The sequence below is a fragment of the Chitinimonas sp. BJYL2 genome (genome assembly GCF_027257935.1).
In the GTDB taxonomy this organism is placed as follows: domain Bacteria; phylum Pseudomonadota; class Gammaproteobacteria; order Burkholderiales; family Chitinimonadaceae; genus Chitinimonas.
Genome location: NZ_JANZKW010000001.1, coordinates 579,026 through 595,150 on the forward strand (window position 1 = coordinate 579,026; position 16,125 = coordinate 595,150).

The 16,125-nt window shown below is 59.1% G+C and carries 11 protein-coding genes; all 11 read right to left on the reverse strand.

Features of this window, described 5'->3' with window-relative positions:
• Positions 1-6: 6 nt before the first annotated feature.
• Positions 7-837: a 50S ribosomal protein L2 gene (gene rplB, locus O9X62_RS02740; protein ID WP_269531242.1), complete on the reverse strand. Its 831-nt coding sequence runs from the start codon at positions 835-837 to the stop codon at positions 7-9.
• Positions 838-849: 12 nt separating this feature from the next.
• A complete protein-coding gene (rplW, locus tag O9X62_RS02745) occupies positions 850-1,146 on the reverse strand; it encodes a 50S ribosomal protein L23 (RefSeq protein ID WP_269531837.1) in 297 nt (98 codons plus the stop codon).
• A 5-nt stretch (positions 1,147-1,151) separates the two neighbouring features.
• A complete protein-coding gene (gene rplD / locus O9X62_RS02750; protein ID WP_269531243.1) occupies positions 1,152-1,775 on the reverse strand; it encodes a 50S ribosomal protein L4 in 624 nt (207 codons plus the stop codon).
• Positions 1,775-2,419 carry a 50S ribosomal protein L3 gene (gene rplC / locus O9X62_RS02755; RefSeq protein ID WP_269531244.1) on the reverse strand — a complete coding sequence of 215 codons (645 nt, stop codon included), beginning with the start codon at positions 2,417-2,419 and terminating at the stop codon, positions 1,775-1,777. Before rplC ends, rplD begins: the two co-directional genes overlap by 1 nt.
• 165 nt (positions 2,420-2,584) lie before the next feature.
• Positions 2,585-2,896 (reverse strand): 30S ribosomal protein S10, encoded by a 312-nt coding sequence (gene rpsJ / locus O9X62_RS02760; protein ID WP_072428332.1) that lies wholly within the window; start codon positions 2,894-2,896, stop codon positions 2,585-2,587.
• Positions 2,897-2,988: 92 nt separating this feature from the next.
• On the reverse strand, positions 2,989-4,179 hold the full coding sequence (tuf, locus tag O9X62_RS02765) for an elongation factor Tu (protein WP_269531245.1): 1,191 nt from the start codon (positions 4,177-4,179) through the stop codon (positions 2,989-2,991).
• 79 nt (positions 4,180-4,258) lie between these two features.
• A complete protein-coding gene (gene fusA, locus O9X62_RS02770) occupies positions 4,259-6,358 on the reverse strand; it encodes an elongation factor G (RefSeq protein WP_269531246.1) in 2,100 nt (699 codons plus the stop codon).
• Between the two features lie 28 nt (positions 6,359-6,386).
• A complete protein-coding gene (gene rpsG, locus O9X62_RS02775; protein WP_269531247.1) occupies positions 6,387-6,857 on the reverse strand; it encodes a 30S ribosomal protein S7 in 471 nt (156 codons plus the stop codon).
• Between the two features lie 160 nt (positions 6,858-7,017).
• Entirely contained in the window at positions 7,018-7,392 is a 375-nt protein-coding gene (gene rpsL, locus O9X62_RS02780; protein ID WP_072428335.1) for a 30S ribosomal protein S12, read from the reverse strand.
• 203 nt (positions 7,393-7,595) lie between these two features.
• Positions 7,596-11,795, reverse strand: coding sequence for a DNA-directed RNA polymerase subunit beta' (gene rpoC, locus O9X62_RS02785; protein ID WP_269531248.1), 4,200 nt, complete (start codon positions 11,793-11,795; stop codon positions 7,596-7,598).
• A gap of 92 nt (positions 11,796-11,887) precedes the next feature.
• On the reverse strand, positions 11,888-16,072 hold the full coding sequence (rpoB, locus tag O9X62_RS02790) for a DNA-directed RNA polymerase subunit beta (protein WP_269531249.1): 4,185 nt from the start codon (positions 16,070-16,072) through the stop codon (positions 11,888-11,890).
• Between the last annotated feature and the right edge of the window lie 53 nt (positions 16,073-16,125).

Consider the following 16,125-nt stretch of genomic DNA (forward strand, 5'->3'; position numbering starts at 1 on the left):
GTTTAATTACCCCTTATTCGAATAGCGGCGGCGCACGATCATGTTGTCGGTGCGCTTGTTGCTACGAGTGCGGTAACCCTTAGCCGGGGTACCCCACGGGCTAACCGGCACGCGGCCCTCACCCGTCTTGCCTTCACCACCACCGTGCGGGTGATCGATCGGATTCATCACGGTACCGCGAACGGTCGGACGAATACCGCGCCAGCGATTTGCACCGGCCTTACCGATCTTGCGCAGGTTGTGCTCTTCGTTGCCGACTTCACCGATGGTGGCGCGGCAATCAACGTGCACCTTGCGGATTTCGCCCGAACGCAGACGCAGCTGAGCGTAAGCACCCTCGCGAGCCAGCAGCTGAACCGAGGCGCCGGCCGAGCGTGCAATCTGCGCGCCCTTGCCCGGCTGCATCTCGATGCAGTGGATGGTGCTACCGACCGGGATATTACGCAGCGGCAGGGTGTTGCCAACCTTGATCGGCGCTTCGGCACCGCTCACCACCTGCGCACCGACCTTCAGGCCGCGCGGAGCGATGATGTAGCGACGCTCACCATCTGCGTAGCAGAGCAACGCGATGTGGGCGGTACGGTTCGGGTCATATTCCAGACGCTCGACCTTGGCGACGATGCCGTCCTTGTTGCGACGGAAGTCGATAAGACGATAGTGCTGCTTGTGGCCGCCACCCTGATGGCGAACAGTGACAACACCGCGGTTGTTGCGGCCGGCATTCTTGCTCTGGCTTTCAACCAGCGCAGCATGCGGCTTACCCTTATGCAGCTCAGGATTCACAACCTTGACAACTGCGCGGCGACCCGGGGAAGTTGGTTTTACTTTTACCAGCATGGTCCGTTCTCCTTATTGCGCAGCCTGAAGGTCGATCTGCTGACCGGGTTTCAGGGCAACGTAGGCCTTTTTCCAGCCCTTGCGCCAGCCAACCGAACGACCGAAGCGCTTCTGCTTGGCCTTCACGTTGGTTACCTGGACAGATTCAACCTGAACCTTGAACAGCAGCTCGACGGCAGCCTTGATTTCGGGCTTGGTCGCGTCGCTAGCCACGCGGAACACAACTTGCTCGTTCTTGTCGGCAACCAGGGTGCTCTTTTCAGAAATCACCGGGGCCAACAGAACCTGGAGCAGACGATCTTCATTCAGACGTGTCATGCCAGGATCTCCTCGATTTGCTTGAGCGCCTCGCGAGTCACAACAATCTTCTTGAAGCGGACCAAGCTGACCGGGTCGGCTTGCGACGGCTCAAGCACCAGCACACTCGGCAGATTGCGCGAAGCGAGGTACAGGTTTTCGTCCAGATTGTCGGTAACGATCAGGGTGCGCTCGTTCAGACCCATGGCGGCCAGCTTGGCGGCAAATGCCTTGGTCTTCGGGGTATCGGCAGTAAAGCCATCCACCACGACCAGACGCTCCTCGCGCACCAGCTGCGACAGGATCGCGGCCACACCGGCGCGATACATCTTGCGGTTCACCTTTTGGGTGAAGTTCTCATCAGGCGAGTTCGGGAAAATCCGACCACCACCACGCCAGATGGGCGACGACGACATACCGGCACGAGCGCGGCCCGTACCCTTTTGACGCCAAGGCTTCTTGGTGGTGTGCTTGACTTCGCTACGATCCTTCTGGGCACGATTGCCGCTACGGGCATTGGCCAGATAGGCAGTAACGACCTGATGCACCAGATCTTCGTTGTACTCACGGCCGAACAAGGCGTCGGACGCGGTCACACTGGCTGCGGCCTGGCCGCTAGCATTGATGACTTTCAGTTCCATCACGCACCTGCCTTCACGCTGGGACGCACAACCACGTCATTGCCCTTGGAGCCAGGAACGGCACCCTTGACGAGCAACAGACCACGTTCTGCATCGACACGAACCACTTCCAGGTTCTGCACGGTACGCTTGACGTTACCGAGCTGACCGGCCATGCGCTTACCGGGGAAAACACGACCCGGATCCTGCGCCATACCGATGGAACCCGGCGCGTTATGCGACACGGAGTTACCGTGCGAAGCGCGCTGCGAGCTGAAGTTGTGACGCTTGATGGCACCCGAGAAGCCCTTACCCTGCGAAGTACCGGTCACATCGACCAGCTGACCCACAGTGAAGATTTCCACGGTGATCTGGCTACCCTGTTTGAACTGGGCCAGATCTTCAGCCGACAGCGTGAACTCGTGCATACCACGACCAGCCTCGACACCTGCCTTCGCAAAGTGACCAGCCTCAGCCTTGTTTACACGACTTGCACGGCGATCGCCGAATGCAACCTGGACGGCCGTATAGCCATCCGACTCTTGCGTTTTGATTTGAGTGACGCGATTTGCCGACATTTCCAGCACGGTCACCGGGATGGAAGCACCATCCTCGACGAACACGCGGGTCATACCGACCTTGCGCCCGACAAGTCCTAAGCTCATCGTTCTTTCCTTGAAAAGGGCCGGCTACGATTGGCCGGCAAATACACAGAAGCCGCATTACGCGGCCTGCATCGAACGAAACTAACCGATTCCACAAATGAAAACGGGCTCGCTTATACAGCGAGCCCGCGATACTACCGCAACCTCTTGACTTAATGCAAGAAATTATTGCAGCTTGATCTCAACATCAACGCCAGCCGGGAGATCCAGCTTCATCAATGCATCAACCGTCTTGTCAGTGGGGTCCACAATATCCATCAGGCGCAGATGGGTGCGGATTTCCAGCTGGTCACGCGAGGTCTTGTTGACGTGCGGCGAACGCAGCACGTCGAAACGCTCGATCTTGGTGGGCAGCGGAACCGGGCCCTTGACCACAGCGCCGGTGCGCTTGGCGGTATCGACGATCTCCTGGGCGGAGCGGTCGATCAGCGCGTAGTCATAAGCCTTGAGGCGGATACGAATCTTTTGATTTGCCATGATGATTCCTAAAGAGCACTGCGGCTATATGCCGCTGATTTAAATAAAGAGCAAAGGACCCGGCGAAAGCCACCGGGTCCCGGGCACATCAATTACTCGATGATCTTGGCCACAACGCCGGCGCCAACGGTACGGCCACCTTCGCGGATCGCGAAGCGCAGACCTTGTTCCATGGCGATCGGGGCGATCAGCGCAACAACCACTTCCACGTTGTCACCCGGCATCACCATTTCGGTACCAGCAGGCAGTTCAACTGCGCCAGTCACGTCGGTGGTGCGGAAGTAGAACTGCGGACGGTAGCCATTGAAGAACGGGGTGTGACGACCACCTTCATCCTTGGACAGCACGTACACCGAACCCGAGAACTTGGTGTGTGGGGTGATCGAGCCCGGCTTGGCCAGAACCTGACCGCGCTGAACGTCTTCTCGCTTCGTACCACGCAGCAGCGCGCCGATGTTGTCGCCTGCCTGACCTTGGTCCAGCAGCTTGCGGAACATTTCCACACCGGTACAGGTGGTCTTGACGGTCGGGGTGATACCCACGATTTCGATTTCTTCGCCGACCTTGACGATGCCGCGCTCAACGCGACCCGTCACCACGGTACCACGACCCGAGATCGAGAACACATCTTCAACCGGCATCAGGAAGGCGCCATCCACGGCACGCTCAGGCGTCGGGATGTAGCTGTCCAGCGCTGCAGCCAGACGGAAGATGGCGGGCTCGCCGATTTCCGATTGGTCGCCTTCCAGGGCCTTCAGGGCCGAGCCCTTGATGATCGGCAGATCATCGCCAGGGAAGTCGTACTTGCTCAGGAGTTCACGGACTTCCATTTCAACCAGCTCGAGCAGCTCGGCGTCGTCGACCATGTCGGCCTTGTTCATGAACACGATGATGTAAGGCACGCCAACCTGGCGGGCCAGCAGAATGTGCTCGCGGGTCTGCGGCATCGGGCCGTCAGCCGACGACACCACCAGAATGGCGCCGTCCATCTGGGCGGCACCGGTAATCATGTTCTTCACGTAGTCAGCGTGACCCGGGCAGTCAACGTGAGCGTAGTGACGGTTTTCCGTCTCGTACTCAACGTGGGCCGTGTTGATCGTGATACCGCGGGCCTTTTCTTCCGGCGCGCTGTCGATCTGATCGTAGCCCTTGGCTTCACCACCGAACTTCTTCGACAGAATCGTCGTGATCGCAGCCGTCAGCGTCGTCTTGCCGTGGTCAACGTGACCAATCGTGCCAACGTTTACGTGCGGCTTGGTCCGCTCGAACTTTTCCTTTGCCATTGCTTCAATCCTCTAGCATTTAACTGGGTGATGGAGACGACCGGACGGGGTCCGGTCGCCACGCACAATCAATGAATTATTACTTCTTGCTGCTCATGATGGCTTCAGCGACGTTACGCGGAGCTTCCGAGTAGTGCTTGAATTCCATCGAGTAGGTGGCACGGCCTTGCGACATCGAACGCAGCGTGGTCGAGTAACCGAACATTTCCGACAAAGGCACTTCTGCCTTGATCATCTTGCCACCGGCAGGATTGTCATCCATGCCCTGCAGCATGCCGCGACGGGAAGAGATATCGCCCATGATGTCGCCCATGTACTCTTCCGGCGTTTCGATTTCCACAGCCATCATCGGCTCAAGAATCACCGGACCGGCACGACGCATGGCTTCCTTGAACGCCAGCGAGCCAGCCAGTTCAAAGGCGATCTGCGACGAGTCAACATCGTGGTAGGAACCGAACGTCAGACGCACCCTGACGTCAACCACCGGGAAGCCAGCCAGCACGCCAGCTTTCAGCGTGTTCTGGATACCCTTGTCCACCGAAGGGATGAATTCGCGAGGAATCGTACCGCCCTTGATTTCGTCGATGAACTCGTAACCCTTGCCTTCACCCGACGGCTCCAGCGTGATCACGCAGTGACCGTACTGACCCTTACCGCCGGACTGCTTGGCATGCTTGCCTTCGATGTCCGCAGCAATCTTGGTGACGGTTTCGCGGTAGGCCACTTGCGGGGCGCCCACGTTCGCTTCCACGCCGAATTCGCGCTTCATGCGGTCAACCAGAATTTCCAGGTGCAGTTCACCCATACCCGACATGATGGTCTGGCCGGTTTCTTCGTCGGTACGTACGCGGAACGACGGGTCTTCCTTGGCCAGGCGGTTCAGGGCAACGCCCATCTTCTCCTGGTCAGCCTTGGTCTTCGGTTCGACGGCAACGTGAATCACCGGCTCAGGGAATACCATGCGCTCCAAGGTGATGACGTGATCCGGATCGCACAGGGTCTCACCAGTAGTCACATCCTTCAGGCCGATACCGGCAGCAATGTCGCCAGCGCGCACTTCGTCGATTTCCTGACGGTCGTTGGCGTGCATCTGCACAATACGACCCATGCGCTCTTTCTTGCCCTTCACAGCGTTCATCACGGTGTCGCCAGAGTTCACGACGCCAGAGTAAACACGGAAGAAGGTCAGCTGACCCACGTACGGATCGCTCATCAGCTTGAAGGCCAGCGCGGAGAACGGCGCAGAGTCCGAAGCCTCGCGGGTGGCCGGCTGTTCGCGATCATCGATACCAGCAACCGGGGGCACATCCACTGGCGACGGCAGCAGCTGAACGACAGCATCCAGCATCAGCTGTACACCCTTGTTCTTGAACGCTGTACCGCACAGCATCGGCTGGATTTCGCAAGCCAGCGTACGAGCACGCAGCGCGCCGATCAGCTCCTCTTCCGTCATTTCACCGGTTTCGAGGTACTTGTTCATCAGCTCTTCAGACGACTCAGCCGCAGCCTCGACCATCTTCTCGCGCCATTCGTTTGCCGTAGCAACCAGATCAGCCGGAATGTCGACATAGTCGAACTTCATGCCTTGCGAAGCCTCATCCCACAGGATGGCCTTCATCTTGATCAGGTCGACCACGCCGGTGAAGCCGTCTTCAGCACCGATCGGGATCGCGATAGGTACCGGGTTGGCCTTCAGGCGCACGCGCATCTGCTCGACCACACGGAAGAAGTTGGCACCCTGACGGTCCATCTTGTTCACGAAGGCCAGACGCGGCACCTTGTACTTGTTGGCCTGACGCCATACGGTTTCCGACTGAGGCTGAACACCGCCCACAGCGCAGTAAACCATACAGGCACCATCCAGCACGCGCATAGAACGCTCCACCTCGATGGTGAAGTCGACGTGGCCCGGGGTGTCAATGATGTTGATGCGATGCTGCTCGAACTGGTTAGCCATGCCTTTCCAGAACGTGGTGGTGGCAGCGGAGGTAATCGTGATACCACGCTCCTGCTCCTGCTCCATCCAGTCCATGGTGGCGGCGCCATCGTGCACTTCACCGATCTTGTGATTCACACCGGTGTAGAAAAGAATGCGCTCGGTCGTCGTGGTTTTACCCGCGTCGATGTGCGCGCTAATACCGATGTTCCGGTAGCGTTCAATGGGTGTAATGCGTGCCACAGCGAATACCTTTACTTAAATCGACGAATTAGAAGCGGTAGTGAGCAAAAGCCTTGTTGGCTTCGGCCATACGGTGCACTTCGTCACGCTTCTTCATTGCGCCGCCACGGCCTTCAACGGCGTCGAGCAGTTCACCTGCGAGACGTTGACCCATGGACTTTTCACCGCGCTTGCGGGCGGCATCGCGCAGCCAACGCATGGCCAGAGCGATACGACGGTTCTGACGAACCTCGACCGGCACCTGGTAGTTGGCACCGCCAACACGGCGGCTCTTGACTTCAACGACCGGCTTCACGTTGTTGAGGGCTTGGGAGAACACCTCAATGGGGGCCTTGCCGGTCTTCTTTTCAACAATTTCCAGCGCGCCATAAATGATGCGTTCGGCAACCGACTTCTTGCCGTCGATCATCACGACGTTCATGAACTTGGACAGCTCTTCGCTACCGAACTTTGGATCCGGCAATACTTCGCGTTTGGGGACTTCTCTACGACGTGGCATGTTTCAACCTCAGTAGTTTTCAGTTGAGCGCATCTCTGGATGCACTCGCGACCGACCAATGGATCAGTCACTTACTCGACGGCGCACCGGTGTGCGTCTCGCCGTTGCCGCGAATATCCTGAACGGGCAGGACGGGGCTCGCGGACATAACCCAGGCCGATTAAGCCTTCGGACGCTTGGCGCCGTACTTGGAACGAGCCTGCTTACGATCCTTGACACCAGCGGTATCGAGCGAACCGCGCACGGTGTGGTAACGCACACCTGGCAAATCCTTGACACGACCGCCGCGAATCAGCACGACCGAGTGTTCCTGCAGGTTGTGGCCTTCACCGCCGATGTACGAAATGACTTCGAAACCGTTGGTCAGACGCACCTTGGCAACCTTACGAAGGGCCGAGTTCGGCTTCTTCGGGGTAGTGGTGTAAACGCGCGTGCAGACGCCGCGTTTTTGCGGGCAGGCTTCAAGCGCAGGTACTTTGCTCTTGGCCGTTTCCGCCACACGTCCCTTACGGACGAGCTGGTTGATGGTTGGCATTTATCTCTTTCCCAAAAGTAAAAATAGCGTCCTCACGCAAGACGCATGAAGGGCCGCCCCCACAAAAGAGCGCGGATTATAGGTAAATCAAGCGCTTAGTGTCAACAAACCCTCCCGCCGCCCATCGCCAACAAGGCGCCAGGCAGACAGAAGGGTTGAAGAGTGCGGCATGACCGGGACGGTACGCGCCCCGGTCATGTTGCTTATGCCTCTTCCTGCGGTGACGCCGCCTCTGCCGCTTCAGCCAGAATGGCCTCAGGCAGGGTAGGCGCGTCTCCGCCGGCTTTCAGGCGACGACGGTTGGTGTGGTAGGCGAGGCCAGTACCGCCAGGTATCAGGCGGCCCACGATGACGTTTTCCTTCAAACCACGCAGATCGTCGCGCTTGCCCATGATCGCGGCTTCGGTCAGCACGCGCGTCGTTTCCTGGAACGAAGCGGCAGAGATGAACGAATCCGTCGACAGCGATGCCTTGGTAATACCCAGAAGGATATTGTCGTACTGAGCGAGACGCTTGTTCTCTGCAGCCAGACGATCGTTGGCCTCCAGCACTTCGGCGCGCTCTACCTGCTCACCCATGATGAAGTCGGAATCACCCGCATCGGCGATGACTACACGACGCAGCATCTGGCGAACGATCACCTCGATGTGCTTGTCGTTAATCTTCACGCCTTGCAGTCGGTACACTTCCTGCACTTCCTGCACCACATAGGCCGCGAGCGCCTCGATGCCCTGCAGACGCAGGATATCGTGCGGATCAACCGGGCCGTCGACGATGGTCTCGCCACGGTTGACCACCTGACCGTCGTGGACCAGCACATGCTTGTCCTTCGGAATCAAGTATTCATGCGGCGTGCCGTCCAGATCAGTAATGATCAGTCGTTGCTTGCCCTTCGTGTCCTTACCGAACGAGACGGTGCCAGTGACTTCGGCCAGCATGCCGGCGTCCTTGGGCGAACGGGCTTCAAACAACTCGGCCACACGCGGCAGACCACCGGTAATGTCACGGGTCTTGACCGACTCTTGCGGGATACGGGCCAGCACTTCACCCACACCAATCTGCGAGCCGTCCTTCACGGTAATGATGGCGCCAACCGGGAAGGTGATGTTGACCGCGGCGTCCGAGCCGGCCAGCTTGACTTCGCCACCCTTTTCGTCGAGCAGCTTGATCTGCGGGCGTACGCTCTTGACGACACCGGCCTTGCGCTTGGGGTCGATCACGACCAGCGTCGACAAACCGGTTACTTCATCGATCTGCTTGGCAACGGTAGCGCCCTCTTCGACGTTCTCGAAGCGAACCAGACCGGCGTACTCGGTAATGATCGGACGGGTGTGCGGGTCCCAGGTAGCCAGCACGGTACCGGCCTTGATGGCTTGACCATCGGCCACCATCAGGGTCGCACCGTATGGCACCTTGTGACGCTCACGCTCACGACCGTTATCGTCGAACACCACCACCTCACCCGAACGGGTAATGACGATCTGCTCGCCCTTGGTGTTGGTCACGTAACGCATCGTACCGGCGTAACCGATCTTGCCGTTGGACTTCGATTCGACCTGGCTGGCCGAAGCCGCACGCGATGCAGCACCACCGATGTGGAAGGTACGCATGGTCAGCTGGGTGCCCGGCTCACCGATCGACTGAGCTGCGATCACACCGACAGCCTCGCCGACGTTGACACGCTGGCCACGGCCCAGATCGCGGCCATAACACTGGGCGCACAAGCCATAACGGGTTTCGCAAGTCAGCGGAGTGCGGACCTTGACCTCATCGATGCTCAACGCCTCGATGTGATCAACAATGTCTTCCGTCAGCAGCGTACCGGCTTCGTACACGGTTTCCTGGCTAGCCGGATCGATCACGTCAGCCGCAGCCACACGACCCAGGATCAGGTCACGCAGCGCTTCGATCACGTCACCACCCTGCACCACGGCCTTCATGTTCACACCGTTCTTGGTGCCGCAATCATTGCCGGTCACGACCAGATCCTGCGTCACATCGACCAGACGACGTGTCAGGTAACCCGAGTTGGCGGTCTTCAGCGCGGTGTCGGCCAGACCCTTACGGGCGCCGTGCGTCGAGATGAAGTACTGCAGAACCGTCAGACCTTCGCGGAAGTTGGTGGTGATCGGCGTCTCGATAATCGAGCCGTCCGGCTTGGCCATCAGGCCCCGCATACCGGCCAGCTGACGAATCTGGGCCACCGAGCCCCGGGCACCGGAGTCGGCCATCATGTAGATTGAGTTGAACGATTCCTGGTCAACCGTCTTGCCTTCGCGGTCAACAGTCTTTTCCTTACCCAAATGCGCCATCATGGTCTTGGCAACCTGGTCGCCACAACGACCCCAGATATCCACCACCTTGTTGTAGCGCTCGCCTTGGGTCACCAGACCCGAGGTGTACTGGGCTTCGATTTCCTTCACTTCACGCTCGGCTTCAGCCAGCAGCTTGACCTTCTCGGCCGGCACGAGCATGTCGTCCACGGCAATCGAGATACCCGCACGGGTCGAATAGGTAAAGCCGGTGTACATCAGCTTGTCCGCCAGGATCACCGTTTCGCGCAGGCCGCAACGGCGGAACGAGACGTTGATCAGCTTGGAGATTTCCTTCTTCTTGAGCGCCTTGTTGACGTTCTCGAAGGGCAGGCCCTTGGGCAGGATTTCCGACAGGATGGCGCGGCCGACGGTGGTCTCGCGACGCACCATCTTGTATTGCCATTCGCCGCTCTCGTCCTGATACCAATCCTTCAGACGCACGCTGACCTTGGCGTTCAGCTCGGCTTCGCGCGTTTCATAGGCGCGGATCAGCTCTTCCAGATCCGCAAAGCGCAGGCCTTCGCCCTTGCCATTGATGCGCTCGCGGGTCATGAAGTACAGACCCAGCACGATATCCTGCGACGGCACGATGATCGGTTCGCCGTGAGCTGGCGACAGCACGTTGTTGGAGGCCAGCATCAGCGTGCGGGCTTCCATCTGCGCTTCGAGCGACAGCGGCACGTGAACGGCCATCTGGTCACCGTCGAAGTCGGCGTTAAACGCGGTACAGACAAGCGGGTGCAGCTGGATGGCCTTGCCTTCGATCAGCACGGGCTCGAAGGCCTGGATGCCCAGACGGTGCAGCGTCGGTGCGCGGTTAAGCAGCACCGGATGTTCACGGATGACTTCTTCGAGGATGTCCCAGACTTCCGGCACTTCCTGCTCGACCAGCTTCTTGGCGGCCTTGATCGTGGTAGCCAGACCCAGCACTTCAAGCTTGTGGAAGATGAAGGGCTTGAACAGCTCCAGCGCCATCTTCTTGGGCAGGCCGCACTGATGCAGCTTGAGCGTCGGACCCACCACGATGACCGAACGGCCCGAGTAGTCAACGCGCTTACCCAGCAAGTTCTGACGGAAACGACCGCCCTTACCCTTGATCATGTCAGCCAGCGACTTCAGCGGACGCTTGTTGGCGCCGGTCATGGCCTTACCGCGACGACCGTTGTCGAGCAGCGAGTCCACGGCTTCCTGCAGCATGCGCTTTTCGTTGCGCACGATGATTTCAGGAGCCTTGAGCTCCAGCAGACGCTTCAGACGGTTGTTACGGTTGATGACGCGACGATACAGATCGTTCAAATCAGACGTAGCGAAGCGGCCGCCATCCAGCGGCACCAGCGGCCGCAGCTCCGGCGGCAGCACCGGCAGCACGTTCATGATCATCCACTCGGGCTTGATGCCAGACTTGTGGAAGGCTTCCAGCACCTTGAGGCGCTTGGCGATCTTCTTGATCTTGGCTTCGGAACCGGTCGACTGCAGCTCATGGCGCAGCGTGTCCATTTCCGAGTGGATATCCAGCGTGCGCAGCAGTTCGCGCACGGCTTCGGCACCCATCATGGCGACAAACTCATCGCCATGCTCTTCGACCTTGGTCAGGTAATCATCTTCGGACAGCAGCTGACCGCGCTGGAGCGGGGTCATGCCCGGCTCGATGACGATATAACCTTCGAAGTACAGCACGCGCTCGATATCACGCAGCGTGATGTCGAGCACCATGCCCAGACGCGAAGGTAGCGACTTCAGGAACCAGATGTGGGCAACCGGCGAGGCCAGCTCGATGTGGCCCATGCGCTCGCGACGCACCTTGCTCAGCGTGACTTCAACGCCGCACTTTTCGCAGATGACACCGCGGTGCTTTAGACGCTTGTACTTGCCGCACAGGCATTCGTAGTCCTTCACCGGCCCGAAGATGCGGGCACAGAACAGGCCGTCACGCTCGGGCTTGAAGGTACGGTAGTTGATGGTTTCGGGCTTCTTGACTTCACCGTACGACCAGGAACGGATCTTGTCGGGCGACGCCAGACCGATGCGGATGGCATCGAATTCTTCTTCCTGCGTCACCTGCTTGAACAAGTCGAGCAAAGCTTTCATGTTTCTATCCTCGTTTCACGAGTGAGGCCCTGCCTTGTCTGGCGCTGTGCGGGACGCGGCCTCACTGCCTCGTCCCGCGCGCCATTCAGGCTTTAGTGGCGTTCCAGATCGATATCGATACCCAGCGAGCGGATTTCCTTCACCAGCACATTGAAGGATTCCGGCATGCCGGCGTCGATCTTGTGATCGCCCTTGACGATGTTTTCGTAGACCTTTGTACGGCCATTCACATCATCGGACTTCACCGTCAGCATTTCCTGCAGCGTGTACGACGCGCCGTACGCTTCCAATGCCCACACTTCCATTTCACCGAAGCGCTGACCACCGAACTGTGCCTTACCACCCAGCGGCTGCTGGGTAACCAGGGAGTACGGACCGGTCGAACGGGCGTGCATCTTGTCGTCCACCAAGTGGTGCAGCTTGAGCACGTGCATGTAACCGACCGTGACACGGCGCTCGAACGCCTCACCCGTGCGGCCGTCATACAGACGCAGCTGGGTACGGGTGTCGTTGAACCCCAGACGCTGGGTATGCTCGGACTCGGCTGGATAAGCCAATGCCAGCATGGCCATCAGATCCTCTTCCTTGGCACCATCGAACACCGGGGTGGCAAACGGAACGCCATCACGCAGGTTGTCGGCGAGTTCGAGAATCTCCGCATCACTGAACTGCTTCAGCTCTTCCGGCTTGCCACGCGTGTTGTAGACCTGCTCCAGGAACTTACGCATCTCGGCAGCACGCTTGGCTTCCTTGACACTTTCGTCGTTGAGCATGCGGTCAATCCGTTTGCCCAGACCCTTGGCAGCCCAACCGAGGTGGACTTCCAGAATCTGACCCACGTTCATCCGTGACGGTACGCCCAGCGGGTTTAACACGATGTCGACCGGGGTGCCATCGGCCATGAACGGCAAATCTTCCACAGGCAGAATCTTGGAGACCACGCCCTTGTTACCGTGACGACCAGCCATCTTGTCACCCGGCTGCAAACGACGCTTCACGGCCACATAGACCTTGACCATCTTCTGCACACCCGGTGGCAGCTCATCGCCCTGGGTCAGCTTGCGCTTCTTGTCTTCGTAACGCAGGTCGAACTCAGCGCGCTTCTGAACGAGGTTGTCCTTCATCAGTTCGAGCTGCTTGGCGACTTCTTCGTCGCTCAGGCGGATATCGAACCAGTCATGACGGTTCAGGTCGGCCAGGTATTCCTTGCTCAGCTCGGTGCCCTTGGCGATCTTCTTGGGGCCGCCATTAACCTTCTTGCCGATCAGCAGGCGCTCCAGACGCTCGAAGGCATCGTTCTCAAGGATTCGCAGCTGATCGTTCAGGTCCAGGCGATGGCGCTTGAGTTCATCGTCGATGATGGACTGGGCGCGCTTGTCGCGGTCGATGCCTTCGCGAGTGAAGACCTGCACGTCGATGACAGTACCGCTCATGCCCGAGGGCACGCGCAGCGAGGTGTCCTTCACATCGGACGCCTTCTCACCAAAGATCGCGCGCAGCAGCTTCTCTTCCGGGGTCAGCTGAGTTTCGCCCTTGGGCGTTACCTTACCAACCAGCACGTCACCGGCTTCGACTTCAGCACCGATATAGACGATACCGCTCTCATCCAGACGGCCCAGCATGCGCTCGCTGAGGTTGGAGATATCGCGGGTGATTTCTTCCGGTCCCAGCTTGGTATCGCGGGCGACAACCGACAGTTCCTCGATGTGGATCGAGGTGTAACGATCATCGGCCACCACCTTCTCGCTGATCAGGATCGAGTCTTCGTAGTTGAAGCCGTTCCAGGGCATGAAAGCCACCAGCAGGTTCTGGCCCAGTGCCAGCTCGCCCAGGTCCGTCGATGCGCCGTCAGCGATCACATCATGTGCAGCGATCACGTCGCCGACCTTCACGATCGGGCGCTGGTTGATGTTGGTATTCTGGTTCGAACGCGTGTACTTGGTCAGGTTGTAGATGTCTACACCGACTTCGCCAGCGCTGGTTTCATCGTCATTGACGCGAATCACGACGCGGTTGGCATCGACATAGTCAACACGACCGCCGCGCAGCGCCTTCACGGCCGTACCCGAGTCAACCGCACAGGTGCGTTCGATACCGGTACCGACCAGCGGCTTTTGCGCACGGACGCAAGGCACAGCCTGACGTTGCATGTTGGCACCCATCAGGGCGCGGTTCGCGTCATCGTGTTCGAGGAACGGGATCAGCGAAGCGGCCACTGACACGATCTGGCTAGGCGCCACATCCATGTACTGCACGCGTTCAGGTCGAGCGATGATGGTTTCGCCGTGTTCACGGCAAGTAACCAGCTCATCAATCAGCTCACCCTTGTCGCTCAGCATGGCGTTCGCCTGGGCGATCACGTACTTGCCTTCTTCGATAGCCGACAGGTATTCGATCTCGTCGGTCACCTTGTTGTCGATCACCTTGCGGTACGGGGTTTCGAGGAAACCGTACTCATTGGTGCGCGCATAGATGGCCAGCGAGTTGATCAGACCGATGTTCGGGCCTTCCGGCGTTTCGATCGGACAGACGCGACCATAGTGGGTCGGGTGCACGTCGCGGACTTCAAAGCCGGCACGCTCGCGAGTCAGACCACCCGGGCCAAGGGCCGATACACGACGCTTGTGGGTGATTTCCGACAGCGGGTTGGTCTGGTCCATGAACTGCGACAGCTGCGAGGAGCCAAAGAACTCCTTGATCGCGGCCGATACCGGCTTGGCATTGATCAGGTCATGCGGCATCAGGTTATCGCTCTCGGCCTGACCGAGGCGTTCCTTGACGGCACGCTCAACACGCACCAGACCGGCGCGGAACTGGTTCTCGGCCAGTTCGCCCACCGAACGGACACGACGGTTGCCGAGGTGATCGATATCGTCCACTTCGCCACGACCGTTGCGCAGCTCAAGCAGAATACCGATCACCGCAACGATGTCGTCGGTTTCCAGCACGCCGGCACCATAGCGATCGCGCTTGCCGACACGCTCATAGAAGCGCTTCTGCCAGCCCGGCGCCTTCTCGTCCAGACGGTCCGGGTACGCACGGCGATTGAACTTCATGCGGCCCACGGCCGACAGATCGTAACGGTCTTCGGAGAAGAACAGCCCGTTGAATAGCGCTTCGACGGCATCTTCGGTCGGCGGCTCGCCGGGACGCATCATGCGATAGATCGCGATGCGCGCGGCTTGCTGGTCGGCCGTTTCGTCCAGGCGCAGGGTATTGGAAATGTAAGCGCCCTGATCCAGATCGTTGGTGTAGAGCAACTTCACCGACACGACACCGGCGGCCTCGAACTTGACGACAAGGTCTTCCGTGATTTCGTCGTTAGCGCGGGCAACCAGCTCACCGGTGTCCGGGCTGACCACATTCGCGGCCAGCACGCGACCAACCAGCGAGTCCGCCGGCACTTCGAGCTCGGTGATGCCGGCAGTCTGCAGATCGCGAATGTGCTTGGCCGTGATGCGCTTGTCCTTCTGGACCAGCACCTTGCCATCCGATGCCACAATGTCGAACTTGGCGACTTCACCCTTGAGGCGTTCCGGTACCACTTCGAGGAAAACGCCGTCCTTGGAAAGACGGACATTGTCGAAGTCAAAGCACTCAGCCAGGATGCGCTCGTTGTTATACCCGAGCGCGCGCAGCAGAATCGTGACCGGCATCTTACGGCGGCGGTCGATGCGGAAATACAGCAGATCCTTGGGATCAAACTCAAAGTCGAGCCAAGAGCCGCGGTAAGGAATGATACGGGCCGAGAACAGCAGCTTGCCCGACGAGTGGGTCTTGCCCTTGTCGTGCTCAAAGAACACGCCTGGCGAGCGATGCAGCTGCGACACAATGACACGCTCAGTGCCATTGATGACGAAGGAACCATTGCTGGTCATGAGCGGAATCTCGCCCATGTAGACTTCCTGCTCCTTCACTTCCTTGACGACTGGCTTGGACGACTCACGGTCAAAGATCGTCAGGCGAACGCGGGCGCGCAGCGGGGCGGCAAAGGTGATGCCGCGCTGCTGGCATTCGACCACGTCAAATGGTGGCTCGCCAAGCTGGTAGCTGACGAAGTCGAGCTTCGCATAGCCGTTGTGGCTGACGATCGGGAAGATCGAGCTGAACGCTGCCTGCAGGCCGATGGTGCGACGCTGTTCGAGCGAAACGCCCAACTGAAGAAACTCGGTGTAGGAGTCAATTTGGGTGGCGAGCAGATATGGAACGTCCAACACGTTCGCCCGCTTCGCAAAACTTTTACGAATGCGTTTCTTCTCAGTGAACGAGTAACTCATAGAGTCTCCGGTCGAGTGGGGGCGCTAAACCAAACCACAAATTCCGCAGGGCA

Coding starts and splice junctions, on each gene's coding strand:
- rpsJ (WP_072428332.1), bottom strand. CDS start 2,896: ATGGCAAATCAAAAGATTCGTATCCGCCTCAAGGCTTATGACTACGCG.
- rplD (WP_269531243.1), bottom strand. CDS start 1,775: ATGGAACTGAAAGTCATCAATGCTAGCGGCCAGGCCGCAGCCAGTGTG.
- tuf (WP_269531245.1), bottom strand. CDS start 4,179: ATGGCAAAGGAAAAGTTCGAGCGGACCAAGCCGCACGTAAACGTTGGC.
- rpsL (WP_072428335.1), bottom strand. CDS start 7,392: ATGCCAACCATCAACCAGCTCGTCCGTAAGGGACGTGTGGCGGAAACG.
- rplC (WP_269531244.1), bottom strand. CDS start 2,419: ATGAGCTTAGGACTTGTCGGGCGCAAGGTCGGTATGACCCGCGTGTTC.
- rplB (WP_269531242.1), bottom strand. CDS start 837: ATGCTGGTAAAAGTAAAACCAACTTCCCCGGGTCGCCGCGCAGTTGTC.
- rpsG (WP_269531247.1), bottom strand. CDS start 6,857: ATGCCACGTCGTAGAGAAGTCCCCAAACGCGAAGTATTGCCGGATCCA.
- rpoB (WP_269531249.1), bottom strand. CDS start 16,072: ATGAGTTACTCGTTCACTGAGAAGAAACGCATTCGTAAAAGTTTTGCG.
- rpoC (WP_269531248.1), bottom strand. CDS start 11,795: ATGAAAGCTTTGCTCGACTTGTTCAAGCAGGTGACGCAGGAAGAAGAA.